Genomic DNA, 22,228 nt, shown 5'->3' with positions numbered 1-22,228 from the left:
ACAACAGAACAAGGCCCGATTCCCACCTGCCGATCGCATGGGCGCTGCGCAAGCCGGCGCCCTCAGGAGTGAAGATGAACAAGCGTGCTTTGGGTTGTCTGGCCGGCCTGCTGGCCGGTGTCGCGTTGCCGGTGATGGCGGCGCCGCAGGAAGTGCATTTCGCCAACTGGGCCGACTACATCGGGCCGACCGTGCTGCAGGACTTCCAGAAGGAAACCGGAATCAGGGTGGTGCTCGACGCCTTCGAGTCCGACGAAGTGCTGGAAACCAAGCTGCTCACCGGGCATTCGGGCTTCGACGTGGTGGTGCCCTCGGCGGACTTCCTCGCCCGCCAGCTCAAGGCCGGCGTCTACCGCCCGCTGGACGACGCGCTGCTGCCCAACCGCAAGAACCTCGACCCCGACCTGCTGGCCCGCGTCGCCCTGTCCGACCCCGGCAACCGCTTCGCCGTGCCTTACCTCTGGGGCACCGTCGGCGTGGGCTACAACCCGGCCAAGGTCAAGGCCGCGCTGGGCGCCGACGCGCCGCTGGACTCCTGGGACCTGGTGTTCAAGCCGGAGAACCTCGCCAAGCTCAAGGGCTGCGGCGTGGCCTTCCTCGACTCGCCGGCGAAGATCCTGCCGCTGGCCCTGCACTACCTGGGCAAGGACCCGAACAGCAACAACCCGGCGGACTACGAGGCGGGCACCAGGCTGCTGGAAAGCCTCAAGCCCTCGGTGACCTACTTCAGCTCGACCAAGTACATCGCCGATCTCGCCAACGGCAACGTCTGCGTGGCCATCGGCTTCTCCGGCGACGTGCTGCAGGCGCAGAAGAGCGCCCAGGAAGCTGGCGGTTCGGTGCGGGTGGAATACAGCGTGCCGAAGGAAGGCACCAACATCTGGTTCGACAACCTGGCCATCCCCAAGGATGCACGCAACCCCGAGGGCGCCCACGCATTCATCAACTACCTGATGCGCCCGGACGTGATCGCCAGGACCAGCGACTACCTGCACTACGCCAACGCCAACGCGCCGGCCAAGGCGCTGATGGACCAGAAGGTCCGCGAGAACCCGGCGGTCTACCCGAATGCCGAACTGGTCAAGGGCATGTATGTCAGCCTGCCGCCGAGCCCATCGATCCTGCGCCTGATCACCCGCGACTGGAGCCGGATCAAGTCCGGGGTCTGATTCCCGAACCGCTCCTTTTGCACCAGCAGCCCCGGTCGCCACGGCGTCCGGGGCTTTCTGCATTGGAAGCAGGCGCTTTTTTGCAGCGATTCCCAAGCCTTGCGGAAAGTGGATAGAACACACTCCCGCCTCCAGCCGACACTAGTCTCGCCTGGCAGCAAGATGCTGTGCGTGCATCCATTACAAAATCAAAACCGAGGCTTGTATGACCACCCCCGCCGAGCAACTGGAGCAACGGCTGAAGCAACAGAAAATCACCGAAGTCGAATGCGTGGTGAGCGATCTCACCGGCATCGCCCGCGGCAAGATTTCTCCCACCAACAAGTTCCTCGGCGAGGGGGGCATGCGTCTCCCCGAAAGTGTTCTGCTGCAGACGGTCACCGGCGATTTCGTCGATGACGACGTCTATTACGACCTGCTCGACGAAGCGGACATCGACATGGTCTGCAAACCCGACCCGGACGCCATCTTCCTGGTGCCCTGGGCGCTGGAGCCGACCGCGATGGTCATCCACGACACCTTCGACAAGGTCGGCAACCCCATCGAACTGTCCCCGCGCAACGTCCTCAAGCGCGTACTCAAGCTCTACGCCGACAAGGGCTGGAGCCCGGTGGTGGCGCCGGAGATGGAGTTCTACCTGACCAAGCGCAGCAGCGACCCGGACTTCCCGCTGGAAGCCCCCGTGGGCCGTTCGGGCCGCCCGGAAAGCGGCCGCCAGAGCTTCTCCATCGATGCCGCCAACGAATTCGACCCGCTGTTCGAGGACGTCTACGACTGGTGCGAACTGCAGGGCCTGGACCTCGATACGCTGATCCACGAGGACGGCCCGGCGCAGATGGAAATCAACTTCCGTCACGGCGACGCGCTGAGCCTGGCCGACCAGATCATCGTGTTCAAACGCACCATGCGCGAGGCCGCACTCAAGCATGACGTCAGCGCCACCTTCATGGCCAAGCCGATCACCGACGAGCCCGGCAGCGCCATGCACATTCACCAGAGCGTGCTGGACATCGCCACCGGCAAGAACATCTTCGCCGCTGAAGACGGCTCCATGAGCCAGCTGTTCCTGCACTACATCGGCGGCCTGCAGAAGTACATCCCGAAAGTGCTGCCGATGTTCGCGCCGAACGTGAACTCCTTCCGCCGCTTCCTGCCGGACACCTCCGCGCCGGTGAACGTCGAATGGGGCGAAGAGAACCGCACCGTGGGCCTGCGCGTCCCCGCTGCTCCGCCGGCCGCCATGCGCGTGGAAAACCGCCTGCCGGGCGCCGACGCCAACCCCTACCTGGCACTGGCTGCCAGCCTGCTCTGCGGCTACCTGGGCATGATCGAGCAGATCAACCCCAGCGCCGCCGTCCAGGGCCGCGCCTACGAGCGCCGCAACCTGCGCCTGCCGATCACCATCGAGGACGCACTGCAGCAGATGGAAGACTGCGCCGTGCTCAAGGAATTCCTCGGCGAGAAGTTCGTGCAGGGCTACGTGGCGGTGAAGCGCACCGAGCACGAGAACTTCAAGCGGGTGATCAGCTCCTGGGAGCGTGAGTTCCTCCTGCTGAGCGTCTGACCCTTCTCAACCGACTTCACAACAACAATTCGGGAGTCCCCATGAGACTGCTGCGCACCCTTGCGCCCTTCGCCCTGGCTGCCATTGCCTCGGCCGCACACGCTGAACCGACGGTCAGCATCTACAACTGGACCGACTACATCGCTCCGGACACCCTCGCCGGCTTCCAGAAGACCACCGGGATCAAGCCGGTGTACGACGTCTTCGACTCCAACGAGACCCTGGAAGGCAAGCTGCTGGCGGGCCGCTCGGGCTACGACGTGGTGGTGCCGTCCAACCACTTCCTGACCCGCCAGGTGCAGGCCGGCGTGTTCCTCGAACTCGACCGCAGCCAGCTGCCGAACTGGAAGCACCTGGACCCGACGCTGCTCAAGCTGCTGGAACAGAACGACCCGGGCAACAAGCATTCGGTACCCTACCTGTGGGGCACCAACGGCATCGGCTACAACGTCGCCAAGGTCAAGCAGGTACTGGGCGTCGACAAGATCGATTCATGGTCGGTGCTGTTCGAGCCGGAGAACATCAAGAAGCTCAGCACGTGCGGCGTGGCCTTCATGGACTCGCCCGACGAGATGATCCCCTCGGTGCTCAACTACCTGGGCCTGGACCCCAACAGCACCAACCCGGCGGACTACCCGAAGGCCGAGGCCAAGCTGGTGGCGGTGCGTCCGTACGTCACCTACTTCCACTCCTCGAAGTACATCTCGGACCTGGCCAACGGCAACATCTGCGTGGCCTTCGGCTACTCCGGCGACGTGTTCCAGGCCGCCGCACGGGCCAAGGAAGCGAAGAACGGCATCGAGATCGCCTACAGCATTCCCAAGGAAGGCGCGAACCTGTGGTTCGACCTGATGGCGATTCCCTCGGATGCGACCCATCCGGAACAGGCCCTGGCGTTCATCAACTACATCCTCGATCCGAAGGTGATCGCCGGCATCAGCGAGTACGTCGGCTACCCCAGCGCCAACGCTGACGCCAAGACCCTGCTGCCCGAGGAAATGCAGAACAACCCCGAGGTCTACCCGAGCCAGGCCGTGCTCGACAAGCTGTACATCGCCAAGGCGCCGCCGCCCAAGATCATGCGCCTGATGACCCGCAGCTGGAGCAAGATCAAGTTCAACCAATGATGCGAGAAAGTCCCATGAAGCACACCGAGGAGCACGCCGCGTCCTATTACGCCGCGACCGCCCGCGACCGTCAGCAGTACCCTTCCCTCACCGGGGATGTGCGGGCAGACGTCTGCGTGATCGGCGGCGGCTTCACCGGCGTGAACGCAGCCCTGGAGCTGGCCCGGCTTGGCCACTCCGTGGTGCTGCTGGAAGCCCGGCGCATCGGCTGGGGCGCCAGTGGACGCAATGGCGGGCAACTGATCCGTGGCATCGGCCATGACGTCAGCGGCTTCGCCAAGTACGTCGGCGAGGAAGGCGTGCAGTATCTGGAGCAGGCAGGTGTCGATTCGGTGGCCCTGGTCGCCGAACGCATCCGCGAGCTTGCCATCGAGTGCGACCTGCGCTGGGGCTTCTGCGAGCTGGCCAATACCCCGGCGCAATATGCCGCCATGGTCCGCGAGCAGGAATCGCTGAGCGCTTCGGATTACCCGCACGAAACCCGGCTGGTACCGCCGGAACGCATGCGCGAAGTGGTCGCCAGCGACTGCTACGCGGGCGGGCACATCGACATGGGCTCGGGCCACCTGCACCCGCTCGACCTGGTGAAGGGCGAGGCCCGGGCGGCCAAGTCCTTCGGCGCGCAGATATTCGAGCAGAGCCCGGTGCTGCGCATCGAGCACGGTGCAACCGCCGTCGTTCACTGCGCCCAGGGCCGCGTACTGGCGAACACGCTGGTACTCGGCTGCAATGCGCACCTGGAGGAGCTGGAACCAAAGCTGACGGGCAAGGTGCTGCCTGCCGGCAGCTACGTGGTAGCCACCGAGCCGCTGTCCGAGGAACTGGCGGCTCAGTTGATCCCGCAGAACATGGCGCTGTGCGACCAGAAGGTGGGGCTGGACTACTACCGCCTGACGGCCGACCGCCGCTTGCTGTTCGGTGGCGCCTGCCACTACTCCGGGCGCGACCCGGCGGACATCGGCGCCTACATGCGGCCGAAGGTGCTCAAGGTGTTCCCCCAGCTGCAACAGGTGAAGCTCGACTACCAGTGGGGCGGCATGATCGGCATCACCGCCAATCGTTTCCCGCAGGTCGGGCGGCTCAAGGCCCATCCCAATGTGTACTTCGCCCAGGGCTATTCCGGCCACGGACTGAACGTCACGCACTGGTCGGCCAAACTGCTCGCCGAAGCCATCCACCAGGGCGAGAGCAAGGGGTTGGACCTGTTCAGCGCCGTCCCCCACCTGACCTTCCCCGGCGGCAAGCTGCTGCGTTCGCCCCTGCTGGCGTTGGGCATGGCGTGGTATCGGGTGCGCGAGCTGATCGGCTGATCAATCGCGCTGCTGTAAACGAAAAGCCCCCGATTCGGGGGCTTTTTCTGTGATCTCTGCACGTCTCGGCCGTGGGGCCACCGTCCGCGATGGCTCAGCTACCGCTGCGTTGCAGGCAATGGGATCAGGCTCGGCCGCCCAGTTTGGCCGTCGTCTTCGGATACTCGCCGAACAGCGCGAAATAGGACTGGGAAAACCGCCCCAGGTGCCAGAACGACCATTTCATCGCCACCTCGGCCACGCTCATGCCGGATTCGGCGGCAGCCAGCAGGTCGCGGCGCGCGGCGTTCAGGCGGCGGTTGCGCAGCCAGACGATGGGCGGGATACCGGCGTAATGCAGGAACGACTGCTGCAGCGTGCGTGGCGAGACGCCCGCCTTGGCGGCGAGGTCGGCCATGCCGAACTGCTCGTCGGGGCAGTCGTTCACCACTTCCTTGACCCGCTGCACCACGCGCTTGGCCTGGACGATGGAGCGCGCGCGACGCTCGCCATCCAGGGGCGCCTCGCACAGCAGCGAGAAACAGTTGGACACGATGCTCTGCGCCACGCCCGGTGCATCCATCGGGTCATCGCCCGTCGTCGCGCCGGTCAGGAGGTTGCTCAGCGAGGTTGCCACCGACTGGCAGTGGCCCGAGCGCAGCGGCGTCAGCACCAGGTCGGCGAAGGCATCCGCCGGCTGGCCCCAATGCGCGGACTCCTTGATCACCACCGCCACCTCGCGGTAGTTCTCCGGGGTGACCCAGGCGTTGCGGGTTTCCCCGTCGAGCAGGTAGAGCGCGTTGTCGGACATGTCGAAGCTGAACACCAGCGCACCGGGCGGGGCATGGAATTCCTGCTCCACGCGCAGGTTCATCTGCTCCTCGTAGAGCTCGATCCCCTCGACCTCGGCATGCAGGATGCGCCCGGCGAAGCGCCCGGCGGACATCTGCGTGTACTGCTGTTCCCAACCAGGAATGGCTATTCGCTGCTGATCTACTTCTTGTGCTTCGACAACCCGGATCGCCATACCCAGCCCTGCTGGTTTTTTCAGATGGGGAAGGCTACCAACCGGCGTATACCGCGTGCAAGACGGGTTCAGCTGTCAATGGTCGGGGCAGCGTATTGCCGCAGAGCCGGAGCCCTGTGAAAACAGACAAGAAAACGAGGCGCCTGAGCGCCCCGTCATTCTTTCGAGCTTCCTGCAAGGATCCCTCCCGCCGAGTTTCCAGCGGGAAGGATCCGCCGATTTACCAGTTGTAACCCACCCCCGCACCGAGGGAGAAGTTGCTCTGGGTATCGACGCTACCGCCGACCTTGGTCGTCCACTTGCCGTCGTTGGAGACGTGCGATACGCCCACCGACACGGCCGACTGGCCATTGAAGTTGCCAATACCGGCGGCGGTGGTGCTACCGCCATTGCTCATCGGTTGCGGCAGGCTGGCGATGGCGATGGCACCGGCGATGCCGGCACTCAGGCGGTCGTCCTGCTCCTTCAGATCATTGCGCAGGCTGTTGAACTGCGAGTTGGTCTGCCCCGCAAGGCTGCCCAGCGCATCCTCCACCTGGCCGACGTTGACGGCGTCGGTACGCTCCACGCCTGCCGCCACGTGGGTGATCTGGCGCTCGTTACCGGCGCTACCGACGGCGACACTGTTGTCGCGCTCGGCTACCGAGTTGGCGCCGACGGCCACCGAGTTCCTGCCTTTGGCCTTGGCGTTGGAGCCCACCGCCGTGCTGCTGGCACCCGAGGCCTCCGCCCCCGGGGCGACAGCGACAGCGTTGGTACCGGTGGCGGTCGGCTTCTGCAGCTTCGCGGTATTGTTCACCGCGCCCATACTGCTGACGCTGTCTTCGACCTGAGTAACCCGGTTGTCGACCTTGGCGATACTCTCATCGACATTGGCGACGCTCCCGGCGATCCCTTCGACCCGGCTATCGGTGTAGGACTTCGATGCAGCCACTGCCCCATCCAGCTGACGCAGGTTGACGGCGTCGCCGGCTTCCTGGGCATCAGCCACGTTACTGATGGTGCGGGTCTCGCCAGTTGCAGCATTACCGACGGATACCGTGCCCACGACCTTGTCGTTGCTCGCTCCCGAATACTGCCCGACGTAGGCCTCGGCCGGCGCACCGCGACCGCCGTCGCTCGCCCCCTGCCCCAGCGCCACGCTGCCCTTGGCCGAAGCTTCGGCGCCCTCACCCAGCGCGACCGAACCGTCGCCGCTGGCCTTGGCATTGCCGCCGACGGCGATCGCATTGGCGCCGCTGGCCACCGAATCAGCCAGACTCGACGAGGTGTGGAAGTACTTGATGCCACCGCCGCTGACGATGTTGTTGACGCTGCTTTCCAGGCCGGTGACGCGACCGTCGATCACGGCGACCTTGTTGTTGGTATCGAACAGCTGCGCACCGTTGACCGCATCGGTGCTGTCTTCGGACAACTGGCCGGCCTTGACGTTGGTCAACTGGACGCTCTTGCCGGTACTCCCGAGAGTCACCTTGTCGTGCGCCGCCGAGTCGTAGACCAGGGCATCGGACAGCGTGCCGCTCATGCTGGCGAGGGTGGTGTTGATGCCACTGATATCCGTGGTGTTCTGGGTGACACGGCCATCCAGGCCGCTGATCGCCACCGTGTTGCCGGCGATATCAGCGGTGTTCTGGGTGGTACGGGTATTCAGGTCACCGATCGAGGCCGTGTGGCCGGCGATATCCGTAGCGTTCTGCTCGACCCGCTGATTGGTGTTGAACAGCTGGCCACCATTCACGGCCTCCTGGCTGTCGGCGGCCACGGTGCCGTCGGCCACGTTGATCAGCTTGCGCGCACCGGCGGTGCCGAGGAAGTCGACGGCGGCGCCATCGCTGTCCTTGCCCACGGTCAGGTTTTCACCGGCAGCGGACTGCTGGACCATGCCGATGGTGCCGCTGTTCAGGTTGGTGGTGATGCTGGTGATGTCGCCTTCCACGCTGCCCATGCGGCCATCGAGACTGGTGATCGAAGCGGCGTTGCTCGCGATGTCGGAGCTGTTCTGGGTGACACGGCCGTCCAGGCCGGTGATCGCTGCAGTATTGCCAGCGATGTCCGCAGTATTCTGCGCCACGTCCTGGTTGGTGCTGAACAGCTGGCCACCATTCACGGCCTCCTGGCTGTCGGCGGCCACGGTGCCGTTGGCCACGTTGATCAGCTTGCGCGCACCGGCGGTGCCGAGGAAGTCGACGGCGGCGCCATCGCTATCCTTGCCCACGGTGAGATTTTCACCGGCGGCGGACTGCTGGACCATGCCGATGGTGCCGCTGCTGAGGTTGGTGGTGATGCTGGTGATGTCGCCCTCGACGTTGTTCATGCGGCCGTCGAGGTTCGTCACGCTGCCTTCGACGTTGGTCACGCGGCTGTCGATGCCGGTGATCGCTGCAGTATTGCCAGCGATGTCAGCAGTATTCTGCGCCACGTCCTGGTTGGTGCTGAACAGCTGGCCGCCATTCACCGCTTCCTGGCTGTCGGCGGCCACGGTGCCATCGGCCACGTTGATCAGCTTGCGCGCACCGGCAATGCCGAGGAAGTCGACGGCGGCGCCATCGCTGTCCTTGCCCACGGTCAGGTTTTCACCGGCAGCGGACTGCTGGACCATGCCGATGGTGCCGCTGTTCAGGTTAGTGGTGATGCTGGTGATGTCGCCTTCCACGCTGCCCATGCGGCCATCGAGACTGGTGATCGAAGCGGCGTTGCTCGCGATGTCGGAGCTGTTCTGGGTGACACGGCCGTCCAGGCCGGTGATCGCTGCAGTATTGCCAGCGATGTCCGCAGTATTCTGCGCCACGTCCTGGTTGGTGCTGAACAGCTGGCCACCATTCACGGCTTCCTGGCTATCGGCGGCCACGGTACCGTTGGCCACGTTGATCAGCTTGCGCGCACCGGCGGAGCCGAGGAAGTCGACGGCGGCGCCATCGCTGTCCTTGCCCACGGTGAGATTTTCACCGGCGGCGGACTGCTGGACCATGCCGATGGTGCCGCTGCTGAGGTTGGTGGTGATGCTGGTGATGTCGCCCTCGACGTTGTTCATGCGACCGTCGAGGCTGGTGATATTGCCTTCTGCCGTGGTCATGCGGCCGCCCAGGCTGGCGATCGAAGTCGCATTGCTAGAGATATCGGCGGTATTTTGCGTGACGCGGGTATCCAGCCCGGCGATCGATACAGCATTGGCAGCACTATCCGTGGCGTTCTGGGTCACACGACCATCCAGTTTGCCCAGAGCACCATCCACCTTGTCAAAGCCCGCTCCCACATTGGTCGCGGCGCCACTGGTTCCGCCAATGGTATTGGTCTTGGCCAGCAGGTAACTCGGCGCAGTGATCGCACCGTTGGTGCCCACGGTAGTGCTCAGAGCCGATGCGGCTGTCGCGGCGAGGTTCTCCACCTTGGCGTCTTCCGACTGCAATTGGCTGACGTTGACTGCGTCGGTTGCCTGCGAGCCAGCTGCCAGGTTGGTCAAGCGGCGCTCCTGGGTGGATGCGCCGATGGACACTTCGCCGTTGGTGGCGGAAGCCACACCCGACAAGGTGGCGATTCCCGGGTTGTAACCGGCAGCGGCAAGATTCGCAGTGGTGCTGGAGTTGGCACCCAAGGCAACCGAGTTGCCCGCCGTGGCGACGGCGGAAGTACCCAGTGCCAGGCTGCTGGCGGCTGTTGCGCTGGCGGAAGTACCCAGCGCCAGGCTATCCACGCCCGAGGCATTGGTGCCATAGCCCAGCGCAATCGCATGGTCGGCCACCGCGTTAGCCAGGGTACCCATGGCGATCGAGCCGTTGCCCTTGGACGAGGAGTAGATGCCCATGGCGATGCCGCCGGAATCCTGCGCCATGGAGCCAAAGCCCATTGCGGTGGAGCCGAAGCCATAGGCGCGGACGGCACAACCGATAGCCGTGGAGTTGTACCCGTATGCCAGGGTCGATCCGTTATTGACCGCGGTACCGCCGGCGTTGTTGCCAATGTTGCCGGTGCCGCCGATGAACTGGCTCGAGCCCCAGTTGACGTATCCCGTGCCTTTGTTGGCCTGCGAGCCATAATCGACTGTGGTTGAGTATTGCGGAGCCAGGCTGCTGAACAGACTGCTCATGTTGCCCAGCGCCCCAGGACCGGTCGTGTAGGTAGCGGTGAGGTCCTGGCAGTCGCCGTCAGGCGTCATCGCCAGGCCCTGGTAGTTGGCTTGCGCCCCCCAGCCACCACTCGAACCGGCAGCCCGAGAACCGTTGTTGCCGTTGACCGCTGCCCCCGTGTCGGAGAACGACGCTCCCGCAAACGCCTCGGGCAGGAAGCCGAATACGCTCATGAGGGCAGCAGCGATCAGACCACCGATGCGCCCTGGCTTGGTCCGACTTTTGGCCGTCTCCGCAGCCGCGACATAGGTCCCTGTTTTTTCACACCAGATACTGCGATATACGCGATTCATAAGAATTTCCCTCATGCCAAACGTAGGAATCGTCTCGTTTAAAAATCGAAAAGAGACGGGATGAGCGCATGTTATGGAGAGGCAAATTCCTATGAACTCAGATAATCCCATTACTTAGGTAGGATGATTCCTAAGACCATTTCCGCATGAAGCACGGAATACGCAATAAACGACCAGAACATAAATCTGGCCGACTCGTTTGAATCGTCACTTACAGAAATAGGAGATATCTCATCATGATGATTTCTCCTACAGACTGGAGTTGGAACCTACTGGCTGCCGCTTCGTAGCCGAGTCAGATAAAGTACTGCCTGCATCTACTACCCGGCGTGCGGAAGTGCCCCCTCTCGCGGGTAAAAAAGCGGCAGCCTGAACCAGCCCAGGCGCGTCGTCGGCGAAGGCTCGAGCGCGCACAGAAAACAGAAAGGAAAACGCCAGGACTGTCCCACAGGGTAGGACAGTCCTGGCGATAAGAGCTGCTCCCCCGCGCGACGGGGCCACTGCACGGGGAAGAGCGGCTGGTATCAATCAGGGTAACGTCGTCGAAAGATAATAGTTCTTGCCAAGTATCACTCCCCGGCCGAGCCAGAGCTGGCCGTAGCGTTTCAACACCACCCCCTCCCTTTTTGACACGTCGTAACGCAGGCCGGTGTCGGAGCTGAAGGAGAACTGATCGCTAGTCAGGCGATCCAGGCGATACCGGGTACTCGCGGGCGGAATATGCTGTTTCAGATCGTTCAGATAGCGCGGTGCCAGCTCCGCGAACAGTTTGGCAGCACTGCTCCGGTAATCACTCTCGGTCAGGCCCGGCGTGGCAGCCAGACGCCCAGCGATGAGTGCAAAGACGTCCGCATTGGCGCGGCTTTGCGCAATCCGCAAATCCATCAGCCTGCCCAGTGCGACGCTATCGAGTGTGACGGCTGAATCCGCCTTCACTTCACTTTTCCTTGTCTCCTCACCTGCAACTTTCCTGGCATCAGCGACGCTCCGAGCAGCCTGTGGCGTCGTCTCATGGGGCCGCATGAAGTCCTCGGGGGCAACAGGGGTCAGTGCGGAAACCGCATGATAGGCGGCACAGGCCGCAGCCTGAGCAGCCGTATTGCCGTTGACCAGTAGAGCCAGAGCGTCATTCCCCTGATGCGGCACCGAAGTCGGGTCGATCCCCAGCTTTCGCAACTGGGCACTGTTCTGCTCCGCGGTAACGCCACCATTGGCCAAGGAGCACAATTGATGGACAAGGGCGGGAACGCTTCGGCCATTGAAGGTGGGATACAGGGAGCGCACCGCCTCCTGAATGACCGGCAGTGCGGGCATGCTGACCGAATGGGCGGACGGCCCAGCCCCGGAGCCTTCATGCGGGCCGCAGCCAGCCAGAGTGAGCAATACCGCCGAGAAAACGAGGGATTTTGAGTTCATAGCAGCACCAGTTAGAAAGAGTGGCTCTCCGATATTGAAAGTCTTCAGAGAATGACCTGGTGATACTAGGAATTTACCCACTCGTTCTCGGTCATAAAATCCCACAACTCATGTAGGATATTTCCTATTAAGAATAGAAATCCATCGAAGTATTTCCTACGAATAAGTCTCGGGCGCTTTGGTTGATCAATTAAAAACCTACGAGAACCTGCTCTCGAAAATTCATCCCCCTGCGAACTCCCACCCCGGAACTGTGAGCACAATCGTGACACCCCAGACACTCGCCTCAAGGTGAAGTGATGCTACTCGGCGCTATGTGCAGCCCCATGAATAAACCATCCCGAAGTACAAGGGTTTTCTCAAGGCTGAGCGGCGCTATCGGCGGGTGATGATCTGGGCGCGTGCACGCAGTTGCCCGCAGCCACCATCAACATCCTGCCCGGCGCTGTTGCGCACCTTGGTCAGCACCCCACGGCTGTGCAGATAACGGACCATCTCGACGATGCGGTCGCTGTCCGGGCGCTGGTACTGGTCGCCTTCCAGGGCGTTGAACGGGATCAGGTTGAGCACGGCGAACTTGCCCTTGAGCAGGCGCAGGATACCGTCGAGTTCTTCCTGACTGTCATTGATACCCTTGAGCAACGTCCACTGGTACTGGATCAGATAGTCCGTGGCGCGAGCGTAGGCCTCGCCCAGCTCCACCAGTTCGTCGGGGGTAATCTTCGGCGCACGCGGCAGCAGGTGCTCGCGCAACGCCGCATTGCTGGTGTGCAGCGAGAGCGCCAGCGCCGGCTTGATCCGTTGCTGCGGGAGGCGCTCGAACACGCGCGGGTCGCCGACGGTGGAAAACACCAGGTTCTTGTGGCCAATACCGCCGTCGGTGCCGAGGCGGTCGATGGCCTCCAGCACATTGTCGAGGTTGTGCGCCGGCTCGCCCATGCCCATGAACACCACCCTCTTCACTGGCCGCATACGCCGCGCGAGCACCAGTTGGGCAACGATCTCGCTGGTGGATAGCTGGCGCAGCAGGCCGCTCTTGCCGGTCATGCAGAAGCGGCAGCCCACGGCACAACCGACCTGAGTCGACACGCAAACGCCGCCGCGCGGCAGCAGCACGCTTTCCACCATCTGCCCATCGGCCAGGCGTACCAGCAGACGCTCGGAGTTGTCGCCGCCCGGGTGGCGCGACTGGATGGTCGCCAATGCATCCAGCTCGGCGGCAATCTGCGCCACGCCGTTGCGCACGCTCAGCGGCAGGAAGTCCTCGGTCGCCTGCCGCTTGGTGCCGGCATCCAGCGCCTTGCCCTGAAGCCAGGCACGCAGCATCCGGGCGCGATGCAGGGGCAGCGCGCCAAGGTCGGCAAGGCGTTGGTCGAGGTCGGATATTCGCATGGGGCGCGAATCCTACCACCCGCTGCCGGCTCGGCGTAGCGCTGCCGGTCGAAGGCGCGGAAATATCCGTCCTAGACGCCTTGCTGTGACAATCACGTGCATCTTCCTTTGAGATTCGTCTTATTCAGCAACCGTTCATCGGGGCCCTACAGTGCCGCCGCCCCCAATCCAATGCAAAAAGGGGCATTTGCATACAAGGAGTAAGCATGAAGAAGTTCCTGAGCGCCGCCGCACTCGTCTCGGTCGCCGCACTTGCCACCGGCTGCACCAGCTACAACGTCAGCCAGCCGATCGCCCCGATCGCCGGTGCCGTCAAGACCGACCTGAAGGCAGACGTTGCCGTCGGCGGCCCGATCAGTGGCCAGTCCCAGGTCAACATCCTGTTCGGCTTCATCAAGTTCGGCGGCGACAGCCAGTACGCCGATGGCGTCACCTACGGCGCCGAGAGCGGTTCGGGCATGAGCCTGGCTGCCTTCGACCCGGTTTCCTCGGTCAAGGCCGCTGCCGCTTACAAGGCCGTGAAGAGCTCCGGTTCCGATCTGATCGTCGCACCGCGCTACGAAGTGAACGTGCAGGATTACTTCATCTTCAAGAAGGTGGACGTCAAGGTCACCGGCAACAAAGGCAGCATCAACAACATTCGTTGATGGACGCCGGGCGGGGCATCGTGCCCCGCCTACCGCTGGAGCGACGGAGCAGGTGGTGCTAGGTTCAGTCCTTCTACACCGCAACAGGACGTCTTCATGCGCCGGACCGCTCCCCTCGCGCTCAGCCTCATCGCACTCGCATTCTCCAACCTCGCCCAAGCCACCCCGCCGGACTTCGATGCGAAGGTGAACAAGCTCGCCCAGCAGGTCATGCGCGAACAGAACATCGCCGGCCTGGCCATTGGCGTCACCAACCATGGCGAGCAGCATTTCTACAATTTCGGCGTGGCGTCGAAGCAGAGCAAGCAGCCGGTGAGCAGCGATACGCTGTTCGAGATCGGCTCGGTGAGCAAGACGTTCACCGCCACCCTTGCCGGTTTCGCCGAGGCCAGCGGCAAGCTCAAGCTGCAGGACAGCCCGACGCATTATCTGAAGGAACTGCGCGGCAGCGCCCTGGACAAGGTAACGCTGATCCAGCTCGCCACCCACGTCACCGGTGGTTTCCCACTGCAACTGCCCGACGAGGTGAAGACCCCCCAACAGCTCACCGACTACTACAGGACCTGGCAGCCGCAGTACCCCGCCAACACCCAGCGGACGTACGCCAACCCCAGTATCGGCCTGCTCGGCATCGCCACCGCGCGCGCCCTCGATGTGCCGTTCAAGACCGCGATGCAGCGCAACGTCTTCGCCCCGCTGGGGCTGAGCAATACCCATATCGACGTGCCCGTGACGCGCCAGGGTGTCTATGCCCAGGGCTACGACAAGGACGACCAGCCCGTGCGAGTGAACCCCGACCAGATCGCCGATGAGGCCTACGGGGTGAAATCCAGCAGCCGTGACCTGCTGCGTTTCGTCCAGGTGCAACTGGGCGAGGTCAAGCTCGGTGCCAAGTTGCAGGCGGCGGTGGATGCCACCCGCACTGGCTATTACCAGGTCGGCCCGATGACCCAGGACCTCGTCTGGGAGCAGTATGCCTACCCCCCCAAGCTCGCCGAACTGCAGCAATACAACGGCCCTTCGATGGTGCTGGAGAGCCAGCCGGTGAAGGCTCTGCGCAAGCCGCTGCCGCCGCAGCAGGACGTCTGGGTGAACAAGACCGGCGCCACCGGCGGCTTCGGTGCCTACGTCGCGTTCGTCCCGTCGAAGCAGCGTGGCATCGTCATCCTCGCCAACCGCAACTACCCCAACGAGGCGCGGGTGAGGCTGGCCTGGGACATCCTCTCGAAGCTGGATTGACGCGCTTGCTGTGGCAACGAATCTTGGCCGCGATGTCTCCCGGCAGCTCCGGCGCCCAGCGGTTCGCGAGCAAGCTCGCTCCAGCAGGGCCTCTCCCGAGGCGCGCGGCTTGTATCGATGCCGGTGATGTTCTGAATCAAAATGCCGGTAATGATCCCTGGCGGCGGAGCCTGTAGCGTGCTGTCCTGACAGACTCCGCCTCCAGAGGATCAGTGCCTTGCCCCGCCTCCCACTGCAACGCGCCCCCATCGGCAACTACGACCACTCCGCGCAATCGCGCGGAGGTCGCTTCCACAACCTCACCCCTCGCCCGGCCGACATGCCCGAGCCCAGCGCGAGGGTGCTCTGGGATGTACTGTTCAACAAACCGAAGAACACCGTGCCGCGCGCTCCAGTGCCCGTGCGCGCGCTGACTCCGGTCGAGCTGGACTCAGCGCCTGACCGTAGCCTGTATCGCCTCGGCCACTCCACCCTCCTGCTCAAGTTGCGCGGCGGCTGGTGGCTGACCGACCCGGTGTTCTCCGAGCGCGCGTCACCCTTCCGCTTCGCCGGGCCCAAGCGCTTCCACGCACCGCCGATTGCCCTGCGGGACCTGCCGCCGATCCGCGGCGTGATCCTCTCCCACGACCACTACGATCACCTCGACCGCGCGACCATCGCCGTGCTGGCCGAGCGCGCGGAGGTCTTCCTCACCCCGCTGGGCGTGGGCGACCGCCTGCTCGACTGGGGCGTACCAGCTGAGAAGATCCGCCAACTGGACTGGTGGCAGAGCACCACGGTGGACGGCCTGTGCCTGACCGCTACCCCGGCGCAGCACTTCTCCGGCCGCGGTGTACGCGACGGCAACCGCACCCTGTGGTGCTCCTGGGTGATCGAGGACGACAGCCTGCGCATCTTCTTCAGCGGCGACACCGGCTACTTCGACGGCTTCGCCGAAATCGGCCGGCGCTTCGGCCGCTTCGACCTGACGCTGATGGAAACCGGTGCCTACAACGAGCACTGGCCTTACGTGCACATGCACCCGCAACAGACTGTGCAGGCGCACCAGGACCTCAACGGCCGCTGGCTGCTGCCAATCCACAACGGCACTTTCGACCTGGCCATGCATGCCTGGTACGAACCCTTCGAGCGCGTGCTGGAAATCGCCGGTGAACGCGGCCTGCCCGTCACCACGCCGATGATGGGCGAGCGTATCGCCATCGAAGTACCGCATAGCGGTGAGCGCTGGTGGCGCGGCGTAGTGGCAGAGGAGGCCCGCGCACCGGCGCCGCGCTGTGGTTGTCGTGCCGCCCGCGAAGGATGAAACCACAGTAGCCTGACGCCAATCGCGAACCGAATCCGCTCCTACGCGCGGGGTGAAGTCGGCATTTGTAGGAGCGAGCTTGCTCGCTCCTACGAAAAGCCATGGATGCTCGCATACTCAATCGCTGGCCAGTTCGAACAGCTGCCAGCGCACCGAACTGACGCCCTTCTCCAGGCTGATGCGGCTGACCATGCGCTCCAGCTGTCCGGCGGCGCCATGGCCGCCGAGCAGTTCGGCGCGCACTTCCAGTTTCGCCGGGTTGGTTTGATCCTCGCTGTGCAGCGATTGCAGGCGCAGTTCGCTGCTGTCCAGGCTGTGCAGCATCAGGCTGCGCACCTGGATCTCGTCTTCGGCGCGGCAGATGATCGCGACCCCGTAGCGCTGCTCCGCTTCACTGGCCGGCACTACGTCCTGGTGGTTCAGGCGCAGGGCGATGTCGCGCAGCAGGATGTTGGCGCAGAGCACCACCACGCTGCCCAGCGCGGCTTCGAGCAACAGCCCCATGCTGCACAGCACACCGATGGCGGCGGTGCACCAGAGCGTGGCAGCAGTGTTGAGGCCGCGCACGTTCAGGCCATCGCGCATGATCACGCCGCCGCCGAGGAAGCCGATGCCGGACACCACATAAGCGGCGATGCGCGGAGCGTCGGCCGAGAGCCCCGGCATCGCCTGGGTCATCAGCACGAAGAGACAGGCACCGGTGCTGACCAGCGCATTGGTGCGCAGGCCGGTCAGGCGCTGACGCAGCTGGCGTTCGGCGCCGATCAGGGCGCCCAGGATGAGTGCCGCGGCAACCCGCAGCAGGAAGATTTTCCAATCCATGTTCCACCTCGTTTGCGGCGCTCGGCCGCTCCATGCGCCGGGCGATGCCGGCGCGCATTCGGGTGGTGGATTGCGAGGGAGCGAAGGGCCGGTTGGCCCCGCAGGGGAATGGTGAGACGTCATCCTGCGGCGGGATGCGTATCGCCACTGTCCGCAACGCAGCGAGACAGTGGCAGGGTTCTGCCGGACGGCTCGCTGTTCAGACCTGTCGCAATCGACCAGGGCAAGTGTCCAAGGCAGGACTCCTCTATTGATTCAAAAAAAGCGACCGGGCCCGGTGTGAGCACTGCCCGGGACAGCCCCGGCCGCGAGTCCTCATCATCCCCGGGCAGCCTTAAGGTTTCCTTAGTGTCCGGCCAATGGTTGGCATTGGCCGGGACAGGGTCCTACCATGCGCCCCTGCCCCGATCAGGAACACATCATGTCGTCCGCCATCGTCACCCGCGAGCACTGGATCAGCAGCGAGAAAGGCCAACTGTTCGCCCAGGCCTGGACACCCGCCGGGAACACTGGCGAGCCGATCCTGCTGCTGCATGATTCGCTCGGCTGCGTCACCTTGTGGCGCGATTTCCCGGAAAGCCTCGCCGGCGCCACCGGCCGCCCGGTCATCGCCTATGACCGCCTCGGTTTCGGTCGCTCAGAACGCTACCCCGGCGCCTTGCCCCTGGACTTCATCGACGAGGAAGCACGCACCGTCTTCCCTCTGCTGCAGCAGCACTTCGGTTTCGAGCGCTGCGTGGTGTTCGGCCATAGCGTTGGCGGCGCCATGGCCGTGACGTGCGTGGCACGGCATCCGCAAACCTGCGTGGCGCTGATCACCGAGTCAGCGCAGGCCTTCGTCGAGCACCGGACCCGCGACGGCATCCGCGCCGCGGAACTGGAATTCGCCCGCGAGGGGCAGTTGCAACGCCTGCAGAAGTACCATGGCGACAAGGCTTTCTGGGTGCTGCGCGCCTGGGTCGACACCTGGCTGTCGGACGACTTCAGCGACTGGAACCTGGACGCCGAACTGGCGCAGGTAAAGTGCCCGACCCTCAGCCTGCATGGCGAGCAGGACGAGTACGGCTCGGCCGCACACCCGCAGCGTCTCACCTCGATACCGGGCGTACCGACGATGCTCAGGCTGCTGCCCGATTGCGGACATGTTCCGCACCGCGAACAGCAACCTGCCGTGCTGCAGGCGGTGGCCGAGTTTTTCCAGCGCCATGTGCCCCAGGCCCCGTCAGTCGTGGGGCGCAGGTAATACCGTCTGAAAAATTGAATCCGGGTTCGTGCAGGGCGGTCACAACGACCAGGCGCCGTCGCTTCGCTTTCTTTTCCCAGGGAGCAGCCTCAAGGGCGCCGTCGCGCGGGTACCGGAAGGGCCCTGCGCAACGGCCGGACTGGTTTTGTCGCGCAGGTAGGTTCGATCATGTGCCGCCTTCATTTTCTTCCGCTGTTATTGCTCGCGCTCTGGGCACCCTCTTCCATCGCCGCTGAGCTGGGCACATCCAGCGATGAGAAAGCCCAGGCCGCCGTGACCAAGGGCGAAGTCCTGGAACAACAGGTCGCCCACCCCGCTACCGCGGTAACCACCGCAGCACCCATCACCAAGGCCGAAGTGAAAGCCGTCGACCCCGCCGGCAAGGCGCCGCTGGACGACGCCGTCGTCTGCCTGTCGCGGACCCTCTACTGGGAAGCCAAGGGCGGCGGCCGCGCCGACATGGAGGCGGTGGCCAATGTGGTGCTCAACCGCATGGGCCACGATGGCTTCCCCGACACCGTGTGCGGCGTGGTCAAGCAGGGCCAGGAGCAGAAACACTGCCAGTTCTCCTGGTGGTGCGACGGCCGCTCCGACCAGGTGGAGGAGAAGAACCGCTACGACATCGCCAAGGAGATTGCCCGCAAGGCGCTGAACCAGCAGCTCAGCGACCGTACGCGCGGCGCGATGTACTTCCACGACCGCCACGTCTCGCCGTCCTGGGCGAAGGAATACATCCGCACGGCCGAGACAGACGAGTTCGTCTTCTACAAGCCGCGCGGCGGCGATGCGCGTTAGCTGACGGCATTGCTGCCGTCGCGCTGGGCATCCATCCAGCGCACCAGGGCCTCGCCGAACTCCGGCGGCGCCTTGCGCCCGACGCGGCGTGCGAGATCGAGCACGGTGTGCTGGGCCAGCGCCTCTTCCATGCGTTTCTGCGCGGTCAGCATGACGGCGTGGATCGAGCAGGTACCGCAGGTCGCCCATTCCGGCGGCGAACCTTCGAACACCGCGCAGCGGCCGCGGATGTCGCGGCACTCGAAGATCTGCTTGTCGCCATCGATGGCCCTGACGATGTCCAGCACGGTGATTTCGTCCGCCGGCCGCGCCAGGCGGAAACCACCGCGCACGCCTTCGGTGGCTGCTACCAGCCCAGCCTTGGCCAGTTTGGTGAAGACCTTGGCCAGCAATTCCTGGGGCACACCCTGCAACTCCGCCAGCGCTCGCACGCTGGAGTCACGGCTGTCGCCCTTCTCATCCGTCAGAAAGAGCAGGCAGTGAATGCCGTACTCCACCCCTGCACTGTATAAAGCCATCACAAACTCCGACTAATTTAGTCGCACAAATATCAAACTACAGCCTGCACCCGACCAGCACTTAAGCATGCAACCAGGGGAATTGTAACCCGCCGAGCCCTGCTTGCAGTACTTCCAAGCGTGCGGAGAACAAACAGAAGCAGGACTACCGCCTCCGCCGTAGGGGTGACGAACGGTCGGAGTTTGAGGGAAAAACAATTGCCTCGGATAACTACGACAAATATAGTCGTAGTTATCCGAGGCAAGCCGGGAAGCAAACCGCTCCGATGTCGGGCACTCGGGAACTCTACAACCTGAATTCATCCTTTCGTCGGAGAGACCATGAAACAACGTATCCTGATCGTCGGCACCGGTTTCGCGGGTATGTGGAGCGCCCTGAGCGCCACGCGCCTGCTCGATCTGCACCAGCGCGGCGACGTCGAAGTCGCGGTGCTCGCCCCGCAGGCCGAACTGCGCATCCGCCCGCGCTTCTACGAGCCGAACGTGCACCAGATGGCCGCGCCGCTGGGCGACCTGTTCGGCGCCGTGGGCGTGACCTTCATCCAGGGCAGCGCCGAGCAGATCGACGTCGACGGGCGCCAACTGGATTACCGCGATGCCAGCGGTGAGATCGCCACCCTGGGCTTCGACCGCCTGATCCTCGCCAGCGGCAGCAAGGTTGCTCGCCCCGCCCTGCCGGGCATCGAACACGCCTTCGACGTCGACGACATCGACCAGGCCATGCGCCTTGAGACGCATATCCGCTCGCTGAACCAACTGCCGGAATCTGCAGCGCGCAACACCGTGGTCGTTGCCGGAGGCGGCTTCACCGGCATCGAGACCGCCACCGAAATGCCCGCGCGCCTGCGTGAAGTTCTGGGCGCGGACGCCAAGGTACGGGTGGTCGTGGTCGATCGCGGCGCCGAGATCGGCGGTGCGCTGGGCGTCACGTCGCAATCCGTGGTGGCCGAAGCCTCCGCCGAACTGGGCGTGGAATGGCGCCTGAAGGCCTCGGTGGAATCCATCGACGACAGCGGCGTCACTCTTTCCAACGGCGAACGCATCGAGGCGAAGACCGTGATCTGGACCGCCGGCGTGCGCGCCAGTTCGCTGACTGAACAGGTTGCCGGCGAACGTGACCGCCAGGGCCGCCTGCATGTGGATCGTAACCTCCAGGTGATCGGCCAGGATGCGGTTTTCGCCACGGGCGACGTGGCCTATGCCGCCGTGGACGACGCCGGCAACTACGCGCTGATGACCTGCCAGCATGCCATTTCCCTGGGCCGCTCGGCCGGCAACAACGCTGCCGCCGACCTGCTGGGCGTAGCCCCCATCCCCTACAGCCAGGAGAAGTACGTGACCTGCCTGGACCTGGGCGCCTGGGGCGCATTGTTCACCGAAGGCTGGGACCGCCAGGTGCGTTTCCTGCGCGAGGAAGGCAAGAAGATCAAGACCGAGATCAACACCGTGTGGATCTACCCTCCGGCCGCTGATCGAGCCACCGCGCTGGCAGCGGCCGATCCGATGATCCCGGTCGTGGCCTGATCGGTTGAGAAAAGCCCCGGTTGGCGCGAGTCTTCCGGGCTTTTTTACGGGCGGACCCAGCCTCACTCCTTGCATGCGCAGGCTCGCCGGGAGAAGACAGCCGCCCCTACGGATGCCGCACAGCGCGCGGCAGGCACAGGGCTTCAACCATCCGCGCCAGGGTATCGATCACTTCCTCGCGCCCCAGCAGCGGCTGCGCATCGCTCAGGTAACGCGCGCAGGTGTACTGCACGGAGTTGATCACCACGAAGAGCACCGCCGGCAGGTTGTCGATGCGGTAATCGTCGAAGTGCCGAATCAGGTACTGCCGGCACACCTCCATCATCTGCTGCTCCAGGGCATGGAACACCGGCGCGGAATTGAGCCGGTGCCAATGCCGCAGCAGCTCGCACTGCGCCGAATCTCCCTCCACCTGCTGGAAGATGCCCTCCAGCACCGCACGGGTGACGCTGCCGATGTCCGCGCCCAGTAGCGGCGTCACGCGCTCGTGCACCACCTTCATCAGCGTGCCGGCGCGCTGCATGAGCAGGGCCTCGACGATCATTTCCTTGTTCGCGAAGTACTGGTAAAGCGAGCCGACGCTCACCCCGGCTCGACGCGCGACGTGGTTCGTGGTCAGGCCATCCAGGCCGTGCTCGCCGATCTCCAGTGCAGCGGCCTCGAGCAGCACCGCGACCATCTCGCTGGCGCGCTGCTGCTTGGGTTGCTTCCTCATGCCTATCCCCCGATGCGAGTC

At 64.2% G+C, this 22,228-nt stretch carries 17 protein-coding genes and 1 pseudogene; 10 read left to right on the top strand and 8 right to left on the bottom strand.

What is annotated here, in order from left to right; genetic code table 11:
* The first annotated feature begins 74 nt into the window (after positions 1-74).
* From GJV37_RS26705 to GJV37_RS26690, 4 genes are all read left to right on the top strand, one after another.
* Positions 75-1,169 carry a polyamine ABC transporter substrate-binding protein gene (locus GJV37_RS26705; RefSeq protein WP_170859451.1) on the top strand — a complete coding sequence of 365 codons (1,095 nt, stop codon included), beginning with the start codon at positions 75-77 and terminating at the stop codon, positions 1,167-1,169.
* Between the two features lie 205 nt (positions 1,170-1,374).
* Positions 1,375-2,733 carry a glutamine synthetase family protein gene (locus GJV37_RS26700; protein WP_084359672.1) on the top strand — a complete coding sequence of 453 codons (1,359 nt, stop codon included), beginning with the start codon at positions 1,375-1,377 and terminating at the stop codon, positions 2,731-2,733.
* Between the two features lie 41 nt (positions 2,734-2,774).
* Complete coding sequence (locus GJV37_RS26695) at positions 2,775-3,860, top strand: polyamine ABC transporter substrate-binding protein (RefSeq protein ID WP_024767285.1); 1,086 nt, start codon at positions 2,775-2,777, stop codon at positions 3,858-3,860.
* A 14-nt stretch (positions 3,861-3,874) separates the two neighbouring features.
* A complete protein-coding gene (locus tag GJV37_RS26690) occupies positions 3,875-5,170 on the top strand; it encodes an NAD(P)/FAD-dependent oxidoreductase (RefSeq protein WP_170859450.1) in 1,296 nt (431 codons plus the stop codon).
* Between the two features lie 124 nt (positions 5,171-5,294).
* Here the strand turns inward: GJV37_RS26690 and GJV37_RS26685 are convergent, their stop codons facing one another.
* From GJV37_RS26685 to GJV37_RS26670, 5 genes and pseudogenes are all read right to left on the bottom strand, one after another.
* Positions 5,295-6,176 (bottom strand): helix-turn-helix domain-containing protein, encoded by an 882-nt coding sequence (locus tag GJV37_RS26685; protein WP_170859449.1) that lies wholly within the window; start codon positions 6,174-6,176, stop codon positions 5,295-5,297.
* 220 nt (positions 6,177-6,396) lie between these two features.
* Positions 6,397-10,473, bottom strand: a complete 4,077-nt coding sequence (locus tag GJV37_RS26680) for a YadA-like family protein (RefSeq protein WP_246228448.1) — start codon at positions 10,471-10,473, stop codon at positions 6,397-6,399.
* Positions 10,474-10,476: 3 nt separating this feature from the next.
* A pseudogene (locus GJV37_RS29915) lies at positions 10,477-10,593 on the bottom strand (ESPR domain-containing protein); the annotation flags it as partial.
* A gap of 528 nt (positions 10,594-11,121) precedes the next feature.
* On the bottom strand, positions 11,122-12,009 hold the full coding sequence (locus GJV37_RS26675; protein WP_037010947.1) for a hypothetical protein: 888 nt from the start codon (positions 12,007-12,009) through the stop codon (positions 11,122-11,124).
* Positions 12,010-12,384: 375 nt separating this feature from the next.
* On the bottom strand, positions 12,385-13,401 hold the full coding sequence (locus tag GJV37_RS26670) for an RNA methyltransferase (protein WP_193453132.1): 1,017 nt from the start codon (positions 13,399-13,401) through the stop codon (positions 12,385-12,387).
* A 206-nt stretch (positions 13,402-13,607) separates the two neighbouring features.
* On the opposite strand from GJV37_RS26670, the gene GJV37_RS26665 reads away from it, so the two are divergent.
* The 3 genes from GJV37_RS26665 to GJV37_RS26655 all read left to right on the top strand — a co-directional run bounded on the left by GJV37_RS26665 (position 13,608) and on the right by GJV37_RS26655 (position 16,590).
* Positions 13,608-14,048 (top strand): hypothetical protein, encoded by a 441-nt coding sequence (locus tag GJV37_RS26665; RefSeq protein ID WP_024763830.1) that lies wholly within the window; start codon positions 13,608-13,610, stop codon positions 14,046-14,048.
* A 96-nt stretch (positions 14,049-14,144) separates the two neighbouring features.
* Entirely contained in the window at positions 14,145-15,287 is a 1,143-nt protein-coding gene (gene ampC / locus GJV37_RS26660) for a class C beta-lactamase (RefSeq protein WP_193453131.1), read from the top strand.
* A gap of 232 nt (positions 15,288-15,519) precedes the next feature.
* On the top strand, positions 15,520-16,590 hold the full coding sequence (locus GJV37_RS26655; RefSeq protein ID WP_425326848.1) for an MBL fold metallo-hydrolase: 1,071 nt from the start codon (positions 15,520-15,522) through the stop codon (positions 16,588-16,590).
* A 117-nt stretch (positions 16,591-16,707) separates the two neighbouring features.
* On the opposite strand, the gene GJV37_RS26650 is transcribed toward GJV37_RS26655, so the two are convergent.
* A complete protein-coding gene (locus tag GJV37_RS26650; RefSeq protein ID WP_084357136.1) occupies positions 16,708-17,412 on the bottom strand; it encodes an MgtC/SapB family protein in 705 nt (234 codons plus the stop codon).
* Positions 17,413-17,833: 421 nt separating this feature from the next.
* On the opposite strand from GJV37_RS26650, the gene GJV37_RS26645 reads away from it, so the two are divergent.
* Both GJV37_RS26645 and GJV37_RS26640 read left to right on the top strand, forming a co-directional pair.
* Positions 17,834-18,655: an alpha/beta fold hydrolase gene (locus GJV37_RS26645; protein WP_193453129.1), complete on the top strand. Its 822-nt coding sequence runs from the start codon at positions 17,834-17,836 to the stop codon at positions 18,653-18,655.
* A 168-nt stretch (positions 18,656-18,823) separates the two neighbouring features.
* The gene (locus GJV37_RS26640; protein WP_193453128.1) at positions 18,824-19,450 is read left to right on the top strand and encodes a cell wall hydrolase; all 627 of its coding nucleotides are present in this window, start codon (positions 18,824-18,826) and stop codon (positions 19,448-19,450) included.
* On the opposite strand, the gene GJV37_RS26635 is transcribed toward GJV37_RS26640, so the two are convergent.
* The gene (locus GJV37_RS26635) at positions 19,447-19,968 is read right to left on the bottom strand and encodes an RrF2 family transcriptional regulator (RefSeq protein ID WP_024763824.1); all 522 of its coding nucleotides are present in this window, start codon (positions 19,966-19,968) and stop codon (positions 19,447-19,449) included. The genes GJV37_RS26640 and GJV37_RS26635 overlap by 4 nt on opposite strands.
* A 321-nt stretch (positions 19,969-20,289) precedes the next feature.
* Here GJV37_RS26635 and GJV37_RS26630 point away from each other — a divergent pair, with 321 nt between their 5' ends.
* Positions 20,290-21,492: an NAD(P)/FAD-dependent oxidoreductase gene (locus GJV37_RS26630; RefSeq protein ID WP_065085665.1), complete on the top strand. Its 1,203-nt coding sequence runs from the start codon at positions 20,290-20,292 to the stop codon at positions 21,490-21,492.
* Positions 21,493-21,598: 106 nt separating this feature from the next.
* Here GJV37_RS26630 and GJV37_RS26625 read toward each other — a convergent pair whose 3' ends face one another.
* Positions 21,599-22,207, bottom strand: coding sequence for a TetR/AcrR family transcriptional regulator (locus GJV37_RS26625; RefSeq protein WP_024763822.1), 609 nt, complete (start codon positions 22,205-22,207; stop codon positions 21,599-21,601).
* Between the last annotated feature and the right edge of the window lie 21 nt (positions 22,208-22,228).

Origin of the sequence: Pseudomonas nitroreducens (assembly GCF_010994165.1) — a bacterium.
Taxonomy (GTDB): domain Bacteria; phylum Pseudomonadota; class Gammaproteobacteria; order Pseudomonadales; family Pseudomonadaceae; genus Pseudomonas; species Pseudomonas nitroreducens.
Note: the sequence above shows the minus strand (reverse complement) of the source record. Positions and strands in the feature narration are given on the sequence as shown.

Bases quoted from the DNA above. Each gene is read 5' to 3' on its own strand.
- GJV37_RS26650 (WP_084357136.1), bottom strand. From the start codon at position 17,412: ATGGATTGGAAAATCTTCCTGCTGCGGGTTGCCGCGGCACTCATCCTG.
- GJV37_RS26630 (WP_065085665.1), top strand. From the start codon at position 20,290: ATGAAACAACGTATCCTGATCGTCGGCACCGGTTTCGCGGGTATGTGG.
- GJV37_RS26645 (WP_193453129.1), top strand. From the start codon at position 17,834: ATGTCGTCCGCCATCGTCACCCGCGAGCACTGGATCAGCAGCGAGAAA.
- GJV37_RS26700 (WP_084359672.1), top strand. From the start codon at position 1,375: ATGACCACCCCCGCCGAGCAACTGGAGCAACGGCTGAAGCAACAGAAA.
- GJV37_RS26680 (WP_246228448.1), bottom strand. From the start codon at position 10,473: ATGAGCGTATTCGGCTTCCTGCCCGAGGCGTTTGCGGGAGCGTCGTTC.
- GJV37_RS26675 (WP_037010947.1), bottom strand. From the start codon at position 12,009: ATGAACTCAAAATCCCTCGTTTTCTCGGCGGTATTGCTCACTCTGGCT.
- ampC (WP_193453131.1), top strand. From the start codon at position 14,145: ATGCGCCGGACCGCTCCCCTCGCGCTCAGCCTCATCGCACTCGCATTC.
- GJV37_RS26705 (WP_170859451.1), top strand. From the start codon at position 75: ATGAACAAGCGTGCTTTGGGTTGTCTGGCCGGCCTGCTGGCCGGTGTC.
- GJV37_RS26670 (WP_193453132.1), bottom strand. From the start codon at position 13,401: ATGCGAATATCCGACCTCGACCAACGCCTTGCCGACCTTGGCGCGCTG.
- GJV37_RS26640 (WP_193453128.1), top strand. From the start codon at position 18,824: ATGTGCCGCCTTCATTTTCTTCCGCTGTTATTGCTCGCGCTCTGGGCA.
- GJV37_RS26665 (WP_024763830.1), top strand. From the start codon at position 13,608: ATGAAGAAGTTCCTGAGCGCCGCCGCACTCGTCTCGGTCGCCGCACTT.
- GJV37_RS26635 (WP_024763824.1), bottom strand. From the start codon at position 19,968: ATGGCTTTATACAGTGCAGGGGTGGAGTACGGCATTCACTGCCTGCTC.
- GJV37_RS26685 (WP_170859449.1), bottom strand. From the start codon at position 6,176: ATGGCGATCCGGGTTGTCGAAGCACAAGAAGTAGATCAGCAGCGAATA.
- GJV37_RS26625 (WP_024763822.1), bottom strand. From the start codon at position 22,207: ATGAGGAAGCAACCCAAGCAGCAGCGCGCCAGCGAGATGGTCGCGGTG.
- GJV37_RS26690 (WP_170859450.1), top strand. From the start codon at position 3,875: ATGAAGCACACCGAGGAGCACGCCGCGTCCTATTACGCCGCGACCGCC.
- GJV37_RS26695 (WP_024767285.1), top strand. From the start codon at position 2,775: ATGAGACTGCTGCGCACCCTTGCGCCCTTCGCCCTGGCTGCCATTGCC.